Annotated in this window: 13 protein-coding genes; 10 read left to right on the top strand and 3 right to left on the bottom strand. The window is 71.7% G+C overall.

Features of this window, described 5'->3' with window-relative positions; all coding sequences use genetic code 11:
- Positions 1-267: 267 nt before the first annotated feature.
- From AB0N16_RS32025 to AB0N16_RS31985, 9 genes are all read left to right on the top strand, one after another.
- A complete protein-coding gene (locus AB0N16_RS32025) occupies positions 268-1,506 on the top strand; it encodes a serine hydrolase domain-containing protein (RefSeq protein ID WP_365802786.1) in 1,239 nt (412 codons plus the stop codon).
- A 452-nt stretch (positions 1,507-1,958) separates the two neighbouring features.
- Positions 1,959-3,302, top strand: a complete 1,344-nt coding sequence (locus tag AB0N16_RS32020) for a CAP domain-containing protein (RefSeq protein ID WP_365802784.1) — start codon at positions 1,959-1,961, stop codon at positions 3,300-3,302.
- A gap of 56 nt (positions 3,303-3,358) precedes the next feature.
- On the top strand, positions 3,359-4,036 hold the full coding sequence (locus tag AB0N16_RS32015) for an AIM24 family protein (RefSeq protein WP_365802782.1): 678 nt from the start codon (positions 3,359-3,361) through the stop codon (positions 4,034-4,036).
- Positions 4,037-4,214: 178 nt separating this feature from the next.
- Complete coding sequence (locus AB0N16_RS32010; protein WP_365802780.1) at positions 4,215-5,255, top strand: tetratricopeptide repeat protein; 1,041 nt, start codon at positions 4,215-4,217, stop codon at positions 5,253-5,255.
- Positions 5,252-6,253 carry a polyprenyl synthetase family protein gene (locus AB0N16_RS32005; RefSeq protein ID WP_365802778.1) on the top strand — a complete coding sequence of 334 codons (1,002 nt, stop codon included), beginning with the start codon at positions 5,252-5,254 and terminating at the stop codon, positions 6,251-6,253. The genes AB0N16_RS32010 and AB0N16_RS32005 overlap by 4 nt, the downstream gene beginning before the upstream one ends.
- 255 nt (positions 6,254-6,508) lie before the next feature.
- A complete protein-coding gene (locus AB0N16_RS32000; RefSeq protein WP_365802776.1) occupies positions 6,509-8,158 on the top strand; it encodes a serine/threonine-protein kinase in 1,650 nt (549 codons plus the stop codon).
- A 151-nt stretch (positions 8,159-8,309) separates the two neighbouring features.
- The gene (locus tag AB0N16_RS31995; protein WP_365802774.1) at positions 8,310-9,386 is read left to right on the top strand and encodes a hypothetical protein; all 1,077 of its coding nucleotides are present in this window, start codon (positions 8,310-8,312) and stop codon (positions 9,384-9,386) included.
- A gap of 63 nt (positions 9,387-9,449) precedes the next feature.
- Entirely contained in the window at positions 9,450-9,875 is a 426-nt protein-coding gene (locus AB0N16_RS31990; RefSeq protein WP_365802772.1) for an SsgA family sporulation/cell division regulator, read from the top strand.
- A gap of 89 nt (positions 9,876-9,964) precedes the next feature.
- Positions 9,965-10,633 carry a DUF2238 domain-containing protein gene (locus tag AB0N16_RS31985; protein ID WP_365802770.1) on the top strand — a complete coding sequence of 223 codons (669 nt, stop codon included), beginning with the start codon at positions 9,965-9,967 and terminating at the stop codon, positions 10,631-10,633.
- Here the strand turns inward: AB0N16_RS31985 and AB0N16_RS31980 are convergent.
- Both AB0N16_RS31980 and AB0N16_RS31975 read right to left on the bottom strand, forming a co-directional pair.
- Entirely contained in the window at positions 10,618-11,103 is a 486-nt protein-coding gene (locus AB0N16_RS31980) for a DUF6328 family protein (protein WP_365802768.1), read from the bottom strand. The genes AB0N16_RS31985 and AB0N16_RS31980 overlap by 16 nt on opposite strands.
- An 84-nt stretch (positions 11,104-11,187) precedes the next feature.
- A complete protein-coding gene (locus AB0N16_RS31975; RefSeq protein WP_365802766.1) occupies positions 11,188-12,171 on the bottom strand; it encodes an aldo/keto reductase in 984 nt (327 codons plus the stop codon).
- 138 nt (positions 12,172-12,309) lie between these two features.
- Here AB0N16_RS31975 and AB0N16_RS31970 point away from each other — a divergent pair, with 138 nt between their 5' ends.
- Positions 12,310-14,016, top strand: coding sequence for a cholesterol oxidase substrate-binding domain-containing protein (locus AB0N16_RS31970; protein WP_365802764.1), 1,707 nt, complete (start codon positions 12,310-12,312; stop codon positions 14,014-14,016).
- Positions 14,017-14,123: 107 nt separating this feature from the next.
- Here AB0N16_RS31970 and AB0N16_RS31965 read toward each other — a convergent pair whose 3' ends face one another.
- On the bottom strand, positions 14,124-15,011 hold the full coding sequence (locus AB0N16_RS31965) for an SDR family oxidoreductase (RefSeq protein WP_365802762.1): 888 nt from the start codon (positions 15,009-15,011) through the stop codon (positions 14,124-14,126).
- Positions 15,012-15,037: the final 26 nt, after the last annotated feature.

Raw genomic sequence — 15,037 nt, 5'->3', positions numbered from 1 at the left:
CGCCGTGCGGCACGGCACCGTTGAGGCGCCAAGGGGGCTGGTCGGGCCCCCGGCCGCAACCCTTCCGGACGAGTCATGTCCATGTAAAGCGCGATTCGTCGCTTTTCTTGCTTTTCGTGGCAATACTTTGCAAATCCGCACCGCATGGTGATCACGGGCTGACCAACTGTGCGTCGACTGTGGAGATGTGACGGGATGCGAGAGGGTTCCCTGAACCGCATGTGACCCATCTCGCATCGGAAACAGACAGAGAGGAGCAGGGTCCGGATGGTCTCGGCAAAAGTGAGCAGAAGCGCGGTGCTCGGAGCGGTGGCGCTGTCGCTGCTCGCGGTACCGGCCCAGGCGGCGCCGATGAAGGCGGGAGCGGAGCCCCGGCCGGCCGCCGCCCTGTCGGCACCGGACACCGCGGGCATGGCCGCGGTGCTGAACTCGGTGGTGGCGAAGGGCGCGCCCGGCGCGATGGCCCGGATCGACGACGGTACGACGGTTTACAAGACGACGCGGGGCGTCGCCGACCGGACCACCAGGCGCGCCATCACCACCGGCGACCGGTTCCGCGTCGGCAGTGTCACCAAGACGTTCTCGGCGGTCGTCCTGCTGCAACTGGTGGACGAGGGCAAGCTCGCCCTGGACGCACCGGTCAACCGCTATCTGCCGGGGCTGCTGCCCGACGACCGCATCACCGTGCGGCACGTGCTCAGCCACCGCAGCGGTCTGTACGACTACACCAACGACATGTTCGCCAGCAGCGTGCCGGGCTTCGAGGCGGTGCGGAACAAGGTCTTCACCTACCGCCAGCTGCTGAACCTCTCCCTCAGGAAGCCGCGCACCAACGCGCCGGGGGCCGTCTACTCCTACTCCAACACCAACTTCGTGGTCGCCGGCATGCTGATCGAGAAGCTCACCGGGCGCAGCGTGCGGACCGAGTACGAGAACCGCGTCTTCAAGCCGCTGAAGCTGCGCGACACCTTCTACGTCCACCCCGACGCGAAGATCCCCGGGCAGCACGCCAAGGGCTATCTCACCGCGGACGAGGCGGGCGCCCAGCCGGTCGACGCGACGGACCAGACGGTGTCGTGGGCGCAGAGCGCGGGTGCCATCATCTCCACCGCCCAGGACCTCGACACCTTCTACTCGGCGCTGGTCAGGGGCAAGCTGACGTCCGCCGCACGCCTCGCGGACATGGAGCGCTTCACCCGGGTCAACGCCACGACCTCCTACGGTCTGGGGCTGCGCCGCCGCGATCTGTCGTGCGGGATCTCGGTGTACGGCCACACGGGCGCCGTGCAGGGCTACTACACGTACGCGTTCACCACGAAGGACGGCAAGCGCAGCCTCACCGCGCTGGCCAACGTCTCCAACAGCTCGGCCGTGCTCAACACGCTGGCGGGCACGCTGGAGCCGGCGTTCTGCGGCAAGCGCGCGGCGACGGCGACGGCGACGCGGAGCGCCGGGACACCGCTCGAACGGGAGGACATCGCACCGTCCGCACCACGGGAGCAGTAGCACCGGCACCATGCTCACCACGGAGCAGCAACACCGGTACCACGCTCCCTGCGTGAGCGGCAGCACCTCGCTCACGCCAGGAGCAGCGGCACCACGCTCACACGGGAGCAGCAGCATCACGCCCACACGGCAACGGCAGCACCACGCCCACACGGGAGCAGCAGCACCACGCCACACGGCAACGGCAGCACCACGCCCACGCGGGAGCAGCAGCACCATGCTCGCGCCGGGAGGGGTGGCACGCGCCTCCTGCCGCGGAGGCGCCCGCCGCGGGTGCGGCGGCCGCGGGAGTGGCGGCCGCGGGAGTGGCGGCCGCGGGAGTGGCGGCCGCGGGAGTGGCGGCCGCGCCGCCTCGCCTCGTCGAGGGAACCTCGCGCCCGGGCCGGACGTTCTACCGGCGACTTCCCCACCGGGCGCGACGTTCGGCCCCCTGACCTGGCAGAGGCGGCGTGATGAGCGAGCTGGTCCCCGGGGGCAATCTGCCCCTTCCGGACGGCGCGCTGACGCTGCGGGTGCCCGGTCCCTTCGACGTCTCCGCGCTGATCACCGACGAGAGCGGCAAGGTCGGCGGCGACACCGACTTCGTCTTCTACAACCAGCCGGACGCGCCCGGCGTCCGGCTGCGCGGCGACACACTGACCGTCGAGCCGGCCCGGCTGCGGACCGGCGCCCAGCGCGTCACCCTCACGGTCACCGCCGCCGAGCCGGGCACCCCGCTCGGCCGGCTGCCCGCCTCCGCGCTGCATGTCACCGACCTCCTCGGCCGGACGGTGGCCCGGTTCGCCCCGCCACGCCCGCAGACGGAGACCCTGCTGCTGCTCGCCGAGATATACCGCCGGGGCACCGGCTGGAAGCTGCGCGCGGTCGGACAGGGATACGCAGACGGACTGGCTGGGCTGGCCCGGGACTTCGGAGTCGATGTCGTCGAGGACCGACAGCCGGCTCCGGCGTCGCGCCCCACGATCCCCACCCAGCGCACCGCGGCCGCACCGCCCCGGCCCTCGGTGGCCGCGTTCCCGGACCCGGACGGCCTGCTGGGCCTGGTCAACTCCGCCCGCGCCCAGGCCGGCCGGCCACCCGTGGCTCCGGACGCCCGGCTCACCTCCGCCGCCCTCGCCCATGCCACCGCGATGGCCGACGCCGGCCGCCTGGCCACCGAGAGCCCCGACGGCGTCTCGCTCCACCAGCGGATCAGCCGCACCGGATTCGCGTATGTCACGGTCGGCGAGCATCTCGTCTCCGGTCCGCGCACCCCGGCCGAGTTCGTCGACTACTGCCTGCGCACCGAGGGCGCTCGGCGCACCCTGCTCGACCCGGCCTTCACCCACGCCGGCCTGGCCCACGTCCAGGGCCCTGCGGACGGGGACACCTACTGGACCGCGCTGTGGGCCAGACCCCTCACCCCCGCCGAACTGACCCGCACCCGCGCCGAGGTCGTCGACCTCACCAACCGGGAGCGCGTCCGGGCCGGGCTGCGGCCGCTGGCGGTGGATCCGCACCTGGCCACGGCGGCGCAGGCGTACAGCACGGACATGGCGACCCGGGACTTCTACTCACACACCTCCCCCGAGGGGACCCAGCCCTGGGACCGGGCCGCCGCCGCGGGCTCCCGGCGGCGCACCATCGGCGAGAACATCGCCTGCGGCCAGCGCTCGGCCGCCGAGGTGGTGGACGGCTGGATGAACAGCCCCGGTCACCGGGCGAACATCCTCAAACCGGACTTCACCCACATCGGCATCGGCTTCGCGGGCGGTGGCCGGGCGGGCACGTACTGGACCCAGCTGTTCGGTGCCTGAACCGATACGGTCCGTGATCTTGGCGGAACGGGTCCGTCCGGGACACCATGCCCGGCATGAAGGGTGATCTCTTTTCCAGTCAGCACATGGTGGAGCCGGCCGTCGCGCCGGGCATGACGATCGAGAACGCGAAGTGCGTCAGGTACGCCGTGAACGGCGAGATGTACGCTCGCCAGGGCGCGATGATCGCGCACCGCGGCAGTCTGAAGTTCGAGCGCAAGGGCCAGGGCGTGGGCGGGATGCTCAAGCGCGCCGTCACCGGGGAAGGGCTGCCCCTGATGTCCGTGCAGGGCCAGGGCGAGGCCTGGTTCGCGCATGAGGCACAGAACTGTTTCATCGTCGAGGTCGAAGCGGGCGACCAGTTCACGGTCAACGGCCGCAACGTCCTGTGCTTCGACGCCTCCCTGTCGTACGAGATCAAGACCGTCAAGGGGTCCGGCATCGCCGGCGGCGGTCTGTTCAACAGCGTGTTCACCGGACGGGGCAGGCTGGGGCTGATCTGTGACGGCAATCCGCTGGTCATACCGGTCTCGCCGCAGGCCCCGGTATACGTCGACACGGACGCGGTGGTGGGCTGGACCACGCAGTTGCAGACCTCGCTGCACCGCTCGCAGTCCATCGGGTCGATGCTGCGCGGCGGTTCCGGGGAAGCGGTCCAGCTGATGCTCCAGGGTGAGGGATACGTCGTGGTGCGGCCGAGCGAGGTGACCCCACAGAAGGCGCAGCAGCACTGACACCGCACGCGGTGATCCGCATCACACAGGCAACCCCGACGGCCTCACAGACGTCCTGATGCACAACAGCGAAGCCCTGGCCCGTGCGGCCAGGGCAAAATTCGGGCGCACTATACACACCCTGTATACACGCGATGTATAGACGGGGTGAATACGCGCCACACATAGAGAGGCACCCATGTACGGCAAGGCATTCGCCCCGGAGTACCAGGGCGCGCTGACCTCCCTGTCCGTGAACTCGTCGCTGGTCGACGTGCTGGCCGAGGGCATCGAGCGGCTGCGTGAGGCCGAGCGGTCCGGCCGCCGCGACGAGGAGGCCCGCTGCGGGCTGGCCGTCGCCGAGGCGCATCGGCGTCTGGGGCAGGTGGGGGACGCCGACCGGGCCTGGAAGGCGAGTTACCGTGCCGCCCGGGCGGCCGGGGACTCGGCGGCGATGGCGTGGGCGCTGTGGAGCGGCGGCACCCTGGCCCGGCAGCGTGGTGCTTTTCCGCTGGCCAGGCGGCTGTTGGGGCTGGCGGCCGACCTCGGCGAGCGGGGCGGGGACGTCGTCGTCCGTGGCTACTCGCTGGCGGGGCTCGCCGAGACCGGCCGCATCCAGGGCGACTACACGTCCGTGGGACGGCTGCACGAGCAACTGCTCGCCGAGGCCCGGCGGCGCGGGGAGGCCCGGCACACGGTGTGGGCGCTGGAGGGCATCGCGCAGATGCATCGCAACACCGGGTCGTACGACCGGGCGTACGCCCTCTTCGAGGAGGCGGCCGGGATAGCGGCACGGGCGGAGGACCGGCGCGGGCACGCCTGGGCGCTCCGCGGGCTCGCGGACATCGTGTCGGTGCGGGACGGCGACAGCGAGCGGGCGCTCGCGTTGCTGTCCGAGGCGGAGACGGCGTGCCGGGCGATGAACCTGTCCAGCGCGCTGGCCTACAACCACAAGATGCGCGGCAACGTCCTCTACCGGGCCGGGCGTTACGCCGAGGCGCGGGAGTGGTACGAGCTGGCGCTCACGGAGTTCCGCGCGATGAGCGAGCCGCGGGGCGAGGCGCTGTCCCGGCTGGGGCTGGCCAAGTCGCTGGCGCGGCTCGGCCGTGACCGTGCCGAGACGGCGGCCGAACTCGCCGACCTCGCGGGCGTGCTGGAGCGGGCCGGTCTGCGGCACGCCCAGGAGATGGTGACCCGGGCCCAGGCGGAGTTCGGCGTCGGGACGGAGGCCGTCCGATGAGCGCGCTCGCACCCGTCACCGCTCCCCCGCACGTCCTCCTCCGATGCCGGGAACTGGTGCGGCCCGCGCTGGTGGCGGCGGTGGGGCGGCTGCACCCCTGGGTCGGTGAGATGGCCGGGTACGCGTTCGGCTGGTGCGAGGTCGGCGGTTCCCCCGCCGACGCGCCGGGCGGCAAGGGCGTCCGGCAGGCGCTGGCCGTGCTCGGCGCGGAGGCGGCCGGCGCGCCCGCGGAGCGCGGGGTCCCGGCGGCGGTCGCGGTGGAACTGGTGCACGCCTTCTCGCTGCTGCACGACGACATCATGGACGGCGATGACACCCGGCGCCGCCGCCCGGCCGTCTGGCAGGCGTACGGCACCGGACCGGCCGTCCTCGCGGGCGACGCCCTCTTCGCGCTCGCGGTCGAGACCCTGGCCGCCGCTCCCGGCGGACCCGCTGCCCTGCGGCTGCTGTCAGCCGCGCTGGTGGACCTGGTGCACGGGCAGGCGGACGATCTGCTCTTCGCAAGGCGGCCCTGGACCGGTGTGTCGGAGCGGGAGTACCGGGTGATGGCCGAGCGGAAGACGGGCGCGCTGCTGGGGTGTGCCGTCGCGCTGGGGGCCGCGCTCGGCGGCGCGCCAGCGGCCACGGTGGGCTCGCTGGACCTGGCCGGTCGCCATCTCGGCGTGGCGTTCCAGCTGGTGGACGATGTGCTGGGGATCTGGGGCGACCCGGCCGTCACCGGCAAGCCCGTGCACGGCGATCTGCGGGAGCGGAAGAAGACGTATCCGGTCCTCGCCGCGCTCGGCTCCCCCGCCGGGCCCCGGCTCGCCCGGCTTCTGGACACGCCCGGGCATGCCGGGGAGGCGGCCGCCTTGATCGAGGAGGCGGGCGGACGCACGGCCGCGCTCGCCGAGGCCCGCCGTCACACCGCCCGGGCCGAGGGACTGCTCGCCGGGCTGCCGCTCGCGTCGACGGAGCTGCGCGGCCTGCTGGAGTTCCTGGTGCGCCGGGCCCTCTGAGACGGTTCGATCGGCCCCGTCCACCCCACATACCGGCCGCTTGGGGAGGAGGCCGTCCAGCGGACCGCAGCCGGTCTTTTACCGTCGGTTACCCGCAGGTCGGAGCCCGGTCATTCGCCGTTTTCCTCAAGTCCCCTGCAGGTGACGCCGTTTGAATAAAAGGCAAGAAGGGGCCCTGAGTTGCAGATTCTTTGAACAAACCGGGGCGCGTCCCGCGTACCTCTGGTTAAGAAGAGGCAGGGGTTTCAGCGAGGGATGACGATGGTCAAGGCGCATGTCTCCGCACAACAGTTGGTCGCCGGAAGGTACCGGCTCATCGAGGTCGCCGACCGCGAGCCGAACCGCATCAGCTGGTACGCGGAGGACGTGCAGGCCGAGCGTCCGCGTCTGCTGACCCAGATCGTGCTTCCGGACGCCCTCACCGACGACGTGGTACGCCGGACCACCTCCCGGATCCTGCGCACCTCCGAGGTCATGGGCGCGCTGCGGCCCGGCCGGGTGGTCATGGTGATCGACGCCTTCGAGGAGGCGGGCACGCTGTGGACGGTCACGGAGCTGATCGACGGCACACCCCTCAGTGAACTCCTCGTCCAGCAGACCACGTTCGACTTCGTGCAGGCCGCCCGGATCGGCCTCGAGGTGCTCGACGTGCTGGACGGCGCGCACGGCGAGGGCTACACGCACGGCGAGCTCAGCCCCGGCCAGATCTTCGTCCGCGACAAGGGCCCGGTCGCGATCACCGGGTTCGGCCTGGCGGGCGCGACCCTGGCCCCCCGGGTCACCGCACCGTCGTACGCCTCGCCGGAGCAGGCCAGGGACGAACGCATCGGGCCGGCCGCCGACCTGTGGGCGCTCGGCGCGATCCTCTACACGATGGTCGAGGGCCGGCCGCCGTTCCGGGACCGCGGCCGCGCCGACGCCACGCTGAAGGGCGTGGACCGGCTGCCACTGCGCACCCCGCTGCGAGCCGGTCCGCTGACCCAGGTCGTGCAGGGGCTGCTCCGCAAGAACTCCCGGGAACGGCTGAGCAGGCCGGTGGTCCGGCAGGCGCTGACACGTGTCCTGGACGAGGACCCCGACGCGGTCGGGCAGCCCGCCCCGGTACCCCGGCTGCGCGGCGCCTATGTGGCGGCGCGGGCCTCGGGGTGGAGCAGGACCACCATGATCGGGGGGACCGCGCTGGCCGTGGTGACCGTGTCGGTCGCGGTGCTCGCCGCCACCCAGGGGCTCCCGGGCGTCAGCTCCTCGGCCGGCTCGGCGTCGAGCGCCTCCGCGACGGCCGCAGATCCGGGCAACCGCACGGAAGGCAACGGGCCGACCCGCTCCCCCTCTCCTTCCCCTTCTTCCTCGCCTTCTTCCTCCCCGTCCGCCCCCGCTTCCCCCTCGCCCTCCAAGACATCGCCGTCGCCCTCCCCGTCGGCCACGGCCGGTGCCCTTCCGGCCGGGTTTCACCGCTACACCGCCCCGGAGGGCTTCTCCGTGGCCCTCCCGAAGGACTGGAAGCGCCTGGACACCTCGCGGGTCGAGGACGTCGCCTACCGGGTCATCTTCGGCCCGGGCGGCGACGACCCGCGCACCCTGGCCGTCACCTACAGCACCCAGGCCGGCCCGGACCCGGTCGCCGTCTGGCGGGACGACGTGGAGCCCCAGCTGGAACAGTTGGACGGTTACCGGCGGATCGGCGAGATCAAGGCGACCACTTACCAGGGGTACAAGGCGGCGGACATGGAGTGGCTGTCCGGCACCGGCGCCGACCAGGTGCGCACCTTCGGCCGCGGCTTCCTGCTGGGCGGCGGCCGCAGCTTCTCGCTGCGCGTCACGGCCCCCGCCTCAACCTGGGACGATGCCACGAACACGGTGGCGCTGAAGACGTTCCTGGCCACGTTCCGGGGGTCGGCGAGCTGATCCGTGCTCGGGACAGGCCGGTCCGCGTGGTCTCGTGGACCGACCGGTGCGCCCGGCTGGTCTTCGACCGTGCGGCAAACCCTGGCCAATGGGTCGATATAGGCTGCCCGTCGGTACGTATGCAGTTCGGCAGCCTTCAGGAGCGTCCTCCGTGACCCTAGCGATCGACCCGTCCGAGACGTCCAGCGCGTCCCCGGCTCCCCTGTCCGACCTCGTGGCGCGGGACGCCCGGGAGTTCGGCGCCTATGTGCGCACCGGAGGCTGGACGTTCGGGCTGATGGTGGCCCGCAGTGTGCGGCCCGGAGGGCAGGGCGCGGACGAGACGCCGAAGGTGTCGGCGAGGGAGTTCGCCGAGCTGGCCGGCTGCTCCCCGGAGCGGGTGATGCGCTACTACAAGGCGTGGGACAGGGCCGCCGACGACGGTGTGGTCCCGCACTTCGAGGCGCTCGCCCCGGGCCAGGAGGTCGAACTCCCGGACTCCGACGTCTGGCTGGACTACTACGTCTCCCGCAACAGCGCCACCTCCGAGCGCGGCACCGCCATCTCCGAGGCCGCCGAGGCCGAGGGCATCCGGCCCACCAAGGCCCTCGAGGTGGCCGAGAACCCCACCGCGCTGCGGGCCGCGATCCTCGCCGATCCCTCCACCGCCCGCGCGGCCCGCTCGGCGCTCCTCGACCGCATCAAGGAGGACCCGGACCTGCAGACGGTGCTGGCCCGTGACGTGGTCCGCACGGCGGACCTCAAGAAGGCCGTCGCCACCGAGAGCCGCTCGGCCGACCGCATCGGATACGTCCGCCAGATCGCGGAGTCCGGCCAGATCAAGACCCCTGCCGGACAGACGGTCGACGCCCCCGTCGAACTGCGGCAGGAGGCCGAGCGCCATCTGTCGCTCCTCGACGAACTGGACGAGGACGAGGACACCGGCGAGTGGGCGACCGAGGCCTACGACACCATGAAGAACCTGGTCGTCGAGACGGTCGAGGCGGACCCCGAACTCCGCGTCCAGGAGAAGCGCACCAGGTTCTACAGCAGCCTGCAGAAGGCGACCAAGGCGTTCGAAGAGCTGACCTTCGACGACGCCCAGGACTTCTACGAGGACGACATGGTCCAGCGCCTGGAGGAACTCCAGCAGGCCATCGGCTCCTGCCTGGCCGCACTGCGCGGCACGAAGGGCGGTTCCGTGGTGGATCCCACAGTGGATTCCGCAGGGGATTCCGCTCACGATTGAGCGTTTTTCATGTGAGAGGGGTACTAGAGAACACCAAGCCGATCGTTCTCGGAGGGCTCTCGCGTGAACCCCATCGTGCACAGGACCCTGGTGGTACAGCTCCGCGCGGACGGGACCGCCCGCTGCCCCGTCCTCGCCCATCTCTCGTACGACGCCGCAGACCCGTTCGCCGTCACCGCGGTGTTCACCCTGGACGGCCGGGTGCTCGCCAGATGGCGACTGGACCGGGAGATGCTCAACGAGGGTCTGAGGGAGCCGGTCGGGGTCGGGGACGTCCGGCTGCGTCCGGTACGGCAGGGGCGCTGGAGGGAAGTGCGCATGGATTTCCTCGGCGATCCCCTGCCCGGCGGCGAACGCCATCACGCGGTGGTGTTCGCCTGGGCTCCCGCGCTGGCCTCGTTCCTGAGCGACACCTACATGGCCGTCCCGCCCGGACGGGAAGAGGTCCCGGTGGACGACCTGTTGGCGGAGATCCTCGCCACCGGCTGAGTGGCCACGCCCCCCGGCTGAGTAGCCGTACTCATGTCCGGGCCCGGCCGCCACGGCCACGATGGGGCTCCCACGACGAGGAGTCCGCCATGACCGCAGTGCACCCCGCCCCGCGCCCCGTTCCGCACCGTGTGCCGCGCCGGGTTCCGCCCGCCCTGCTCGCCGGGGTGGTGGTGGCCGGCATGGCCGTGTCGGCGTGGGGCGCCCGGGACCGTACGACCTGGTTCCTGGAGACGGTGTGGGTGCTGGTCGGCCTGCCGCTGGTGGTGCTGACATGGCGGCGCTTCCCGCTGACGGGGCTGCTGGCCGGGCTCCTCACGGTGCACGCGCTGGTGCTCGCCGTCGGCGGCCACTACACCTACGCCGAGGTGCCGGTGGGCGATTGGGTGCGCGACACCTTCGGCCTGGACCGTAATCCGTACGACCGCTTCGGCCACCTCATGCAGGGTTTCGTACCGGCGATCCTGGTCCGTGAGCTGCTCAGCCGTACCTCACCGCTGCGCGGCAGCCGCTGGCTCGCCCCGCTGACGGTGTGCGCCTGCCTCGCCTTCAGCGCCTCCTTCGAGCTGCTGGAGTGGCTGGTGGCCGAGATCGGCGGGCACGATGCGGATGCCTTCCTCGCCACCCAGGGCGATGTCTGGGACACCCAGTGGGACATGTTCTGCGCGCTGGTCGGGGCGACGGTGGCGGTGCTGCTGCTCAGCCGGCTGCACGACCGGCAGTTGCGCGCGCTGGAGGCGGCTCAGCGGCTGGTGTGACGGCGCCGGGACCACAGCGGCAGGCCGTACCAGCAGACCAGGTACCAGACGACGACGGCCGCGACCACCCAGGTCATACGGCTGCCGCCGGTGGCCACCCGGAGGATCAGCACCAGCGCGGCGGCCATGGTGGCCAGCAACAGGAACAGGCCGATCTGGGTCAGTCCGGAGGCCAGCCGCACCGCCTGCGGCTTCACCTTGCGGCCGGCGACCAGCCGGTGCAGGGAGACCGGGCCGATGAGGGCGCCCGTGGCCGCGGCGCCCAGGACGACGGTCACGATGTAGATCGTCCGGTCCACGTCGGCCAGGTCGGCGTACTTCTGCTGGAAGACCACGGTGAGCAGGAAGCCAAAGAGGATCTGTACACCGGTCTGGGCGACGCGCACCTCCTGGATGAGTTCGCCCCACATCCGGTCGGCGCGCTCCTCTTCGCTCTCGTCGCGCCCGTGCCGCCTCTCCTGGTCCGTCATGAAGTCCGTGTAACCGTCGGGCCCGTCGTTCAAACAGCCCCGGCCGGGAGCCCGGACCTGGCGGCGCTCCCGGCCCGGCGGGTACTACCAGCGGTTCTCGACCTGGCCCTTGATCCGGCGGTCGTAGAGGTCGCGGATGGCGGTGACCGTCTCCGCGGGCAGTTCCGGGAGTTTGGCGGCGGCCGCGTTGGCGCGGGCCTGCTCGGCGTTGCGGGCGCCCGGGATCACCGTGGTGACGCCCGGCTGGTCGATGATCCAGCGCAGCGCGAGCTGAGCCGGGGTCCAGCCCTCGGGGGCGAGCGCGGCGAACTCGGCGGCGGCCTCGACGCCCGTCGTGTAGTCGACGCCGGAGAAGGTCTCGCCCTGGTCGAAGGCCTCGCCGTGCCGGTTGTAGGTGCGGTGGTCGTCGGCCGCGAAGACGGTGTCCTTGGTGTACTTGCCGGACAGCAGACCGGAGGCGAGCGGGACCCGGGCGATGATGCCGACGCCGGCCTCGCGGGCGGCCGGGAGGACCTCGCGCAGCGGCTTCACGCGGAACGGGTTGAGGATGATCTGCACGCTGGCCACGCCCGGGCGGCCGATCGCGGTGAGCGCCTCCGCGCAGGTCTCGACGCTGACGCCGTAGGCCGCGATGCGCTCCTCCTCGACGAGGGTGTCGAGGGCGTCGAACACCTCGCCGGAGGAGTAGACCGGGGTCGGCGGGCAGTGCAGCTGCACCAGGTCCAGGCGGTCCACGCCGAGGTGGCGGCGGGACCGGTCGTTCCACGCGCGGAAGTTGTCCAGGACGTAGTTCTCCGGGATCTGGTCGACCCGGCGGCCCATCTTGGTGGCCACCAGCACATGCAGATCGGGCCTGCTGCGCGTGAACGTGGCGATGATCTGCTCGCTGCGCCCGTCGCCGTACACGTCGGCGGTGTCGAAGAAGGTCACCCCCGACTCGGCCGCGGCCTCCAGAACGGCGAGCGCGTCCTTCTCGTCCACGTCGCCCCAGTCGGCGCCCAGCTGCCATGTTCCGAGGCCGACGACCGATGCCCGCTGTCCCGACCTGCCGATTACGCGTTCGTCCATGGCGCCAGTCTGTCATCCGCCGCCGACAACGCTGTCAGGAGCCTCCTCGGCCCCGCCCACCTATGAATCCTTCACTCACACGGGTGATTGTGTTCGACAGAAATCGAGGGGGCCTCAACCCGGCCCTAGCGTGTCGGCGTGACTGATCGTTCAGCGAACAACTTCCCTGCCCGGGACGGCTGGAGCCGTCGGGGTTTCCTGCGGTCCGCCGCCGCGCTGGCCGCCGTACCGGTGTTGCTGGCGGCGGATCCGGCCGTGGCCGCGGCCGAACTGCCCGGCTTCCCGGCGGATGTCGCGCTGTACCGCTCGGCGTACCGCAACTGGGTCGGCGAGATCACCGCGGACGGGCTGTGGGCCTGCGCCCCGGCCGACGCCGGCCAGGCGCGCGCGGCCGTCGACTGGGCCTGGCGCAACGGCTGGCGGGTACGCGCGCGTGGCTCCTCGCACGGCTGGTCGCCGCTGACCGTCACGGAAGGGACGGAAGCCGACGAGAAGGTGCTGCTCGTCGACACCCGGACACACCTGACGGGGCTGTCCCTGGACTCCGGGTCGGAGGTGCGGGCCGGGACCGGCGTCACCATGGAGGCGCTGCTGACCTTCCTGGAGGGCCACGGTCTCGGGCTCACGGCCACGCCCGCGCCGGGCGATCTCACGCTCGGCGGGGCGCTGGCCATCGACGCGCACGGCACCGCCGTTCCGGCCGACGGCGAGGAGCCGCTGCCCGGGCACACCTACGGCTCGCTGAGCAATCTGGTGCTGTCACTGACGGCGGTGGTGTGGGACGGGGACGCGGGAGCGTACGTCCTGCGGACGTTCCGGCGGTCCGAGGCGGACTGCGCGGCCCTGCTCACGCATCTGGGCCGGGCGTTCGTGACCGAGGTCGTGTTGCGGGTGGGGGCCAACAGCAATCTGCGCTGCCTGAGCCGGACCGACATCCCGGCCGGCGAGCTGTTCGCCGCGGCCGGTTCCGGCGGGCGGACCCTCGACAGTTTCCTGACCCGGTCCGGGCGGGTCGAGGCGATCTGGTTCGCGTTCACCGAGTACCCGTGGCTCAAGGAATGGAGCGTCGCCCCGGCCAGACCGCTCGCCTCGCGGCATGTCACCTCGCCGTACAACTACCCCTTCTCGGACAACGTGCCGACGGTGGTCGCCGACCTCGTGGGGCGGATGGTGTCCGACGCGGCATGGTATCTGGCACCGGTGCTGGGCAACACGCAACTGGACGTGGCGGCGCTCGGGTTGGTGACGACGCTGTCCTCGGACATCTGGGGGGCGTCGAAGAACACGCTGCTGTACGTGAGGCCGACGACGCTGCGGATCAACGCGAACGGGTACGCGGTGCTGACTCGGCGGGCCGAAGTGCAGCGTGTCGTGCACGAGTTCACGTCGTTCTACCGGGAACGGCTCGCCGCGTACGCCGCTTCGGGGCGGTTCCCCGTCAACGGGTCGGTGGAGATCCGGGTGACGGGGCTGGACGAGCCGGCGGATGTGGAACTGACCGGTGCCCAGGTGCCGTTGCTCTCCGCCTTGCGGCCGAGGGAGGGGGCGGACACGGCGGTCTGGCTGGATGTGCTGACGCTGCCGGGGACGCCCCATGCGGAGGCGTTCTTGCGGGAGTTGGAGGAGTTTCTGTTCGAGCGGTACGAGGGGACTCGGGTGGAGTGGTCCAAGGGGTGGGCGTACACCGAGTCCGGCGTGTGGAGTGACGAGGAGGTGCTCGGTACGAGGATTCCGGGGTCGTTCGGGGGTGCGGTGTGGGATGCGGCGGTGGAGGCGTTGGATCGCCTCGACCCGCACCGGGTGTTCGGGAACGGCTTCTTGGATGGGGTGCTTGTGCGCCGTTGATTTCTGCGGGGCTGGTCGCGCCCACGCGGCGGTAGCCGCGTGTCGAATACAGCCCCGCGCCCCTGAAGGGGCGCGCCCACCGGGTGCCTGCAAGATTGCGATTTCTCCTAGAAGTAGTGGCCCTCTTCCAAGTCCGCGAGCAGGCCCGCCTGTTGGGGTGTCCAGCCCAGAAGCTTCCGGGTCCTCTCGCTCGAGGCCGCGTTGTCCATCGTCGCCACCATGCCCAGCCAGCCGAAGTGGGCTTCCGCCGCCGTCGTCGGGATGCTCTTGAGGGGGACGTCGAGGCCCTTGGCGATCGCCGCGGCGATGTCCTTGAAGGGGATTCCCTCGTCGGCCGCTCCGTGCAGGGCCGTGCCCGCCGGGGCGGACTCCAGGGCCAGGCGGTAGAGGTGGGCCGCGTCCAGGCGGTGTACGGCCGGCCAGCGGTTGGTGCCCTCGCCGGCGTAGGCGGCGACGCCCGTCCGGCGGGCGACGTCGATAAGCCGCGGTACGAAGCCCCGGTCACCGCGGCCGTGCACCGTGGGGGCCAGGCGCACCACCGAGCTGCGTACGCCGCGCTCGGCCAGTGCGAGTGCGGCCACGTCGCAGGCGCCGCGGTGGATGCTCGGTGCCGGGGTGTCCTGCTCCGTCGCCACACCGTCGACCGGGCCGAGCAGCAGAGTTCCCGAGGTGACGACGAAGGGCCGGTGCGAGCCCTCCAGGGCGGTGCCGATCGCCTCGATGACGCGCAGGTCGGTCTCCACGGCTCGCGTCATGTCCGGGAAGTCCTCGTGGTTGAAGGCCAGATGCAGCACGCCGTCGGTCCCGGCCGCCGCGCGTGCCAGGTCCTCGGGGTCGTCGAGGCTGCCGCGGTGCACTTCCGCGCCCGCCGCCTTCAAGGCCTCGGCGGACCTTTCCGAGCGGGCGAGAGCGAGGACCTGGTGCCCGGCGCCGAGGAGTTCGGGGACGGTCGCGGAGCCGATGAAGCCGCTGCCGCCGGTGACGAATACCCGCATGGTGGGTGCTCCTTCGACGGAGAGGG

The sequence above is a fragment of the Streptomyces sp. NPDC051105 genome, from assembly GCF_040682795.1.
Classification (GTDB): Bacteria; Actinomycetota; Actinomycetes; order Streptomycetales; family Streptomycetaceae; genus Streptomyces.
The sequence above is the reverse complement of the archived record's forward strand: the minus strand, read 5'-3'. Positions and strand labels throughout refer to the sequence as shown.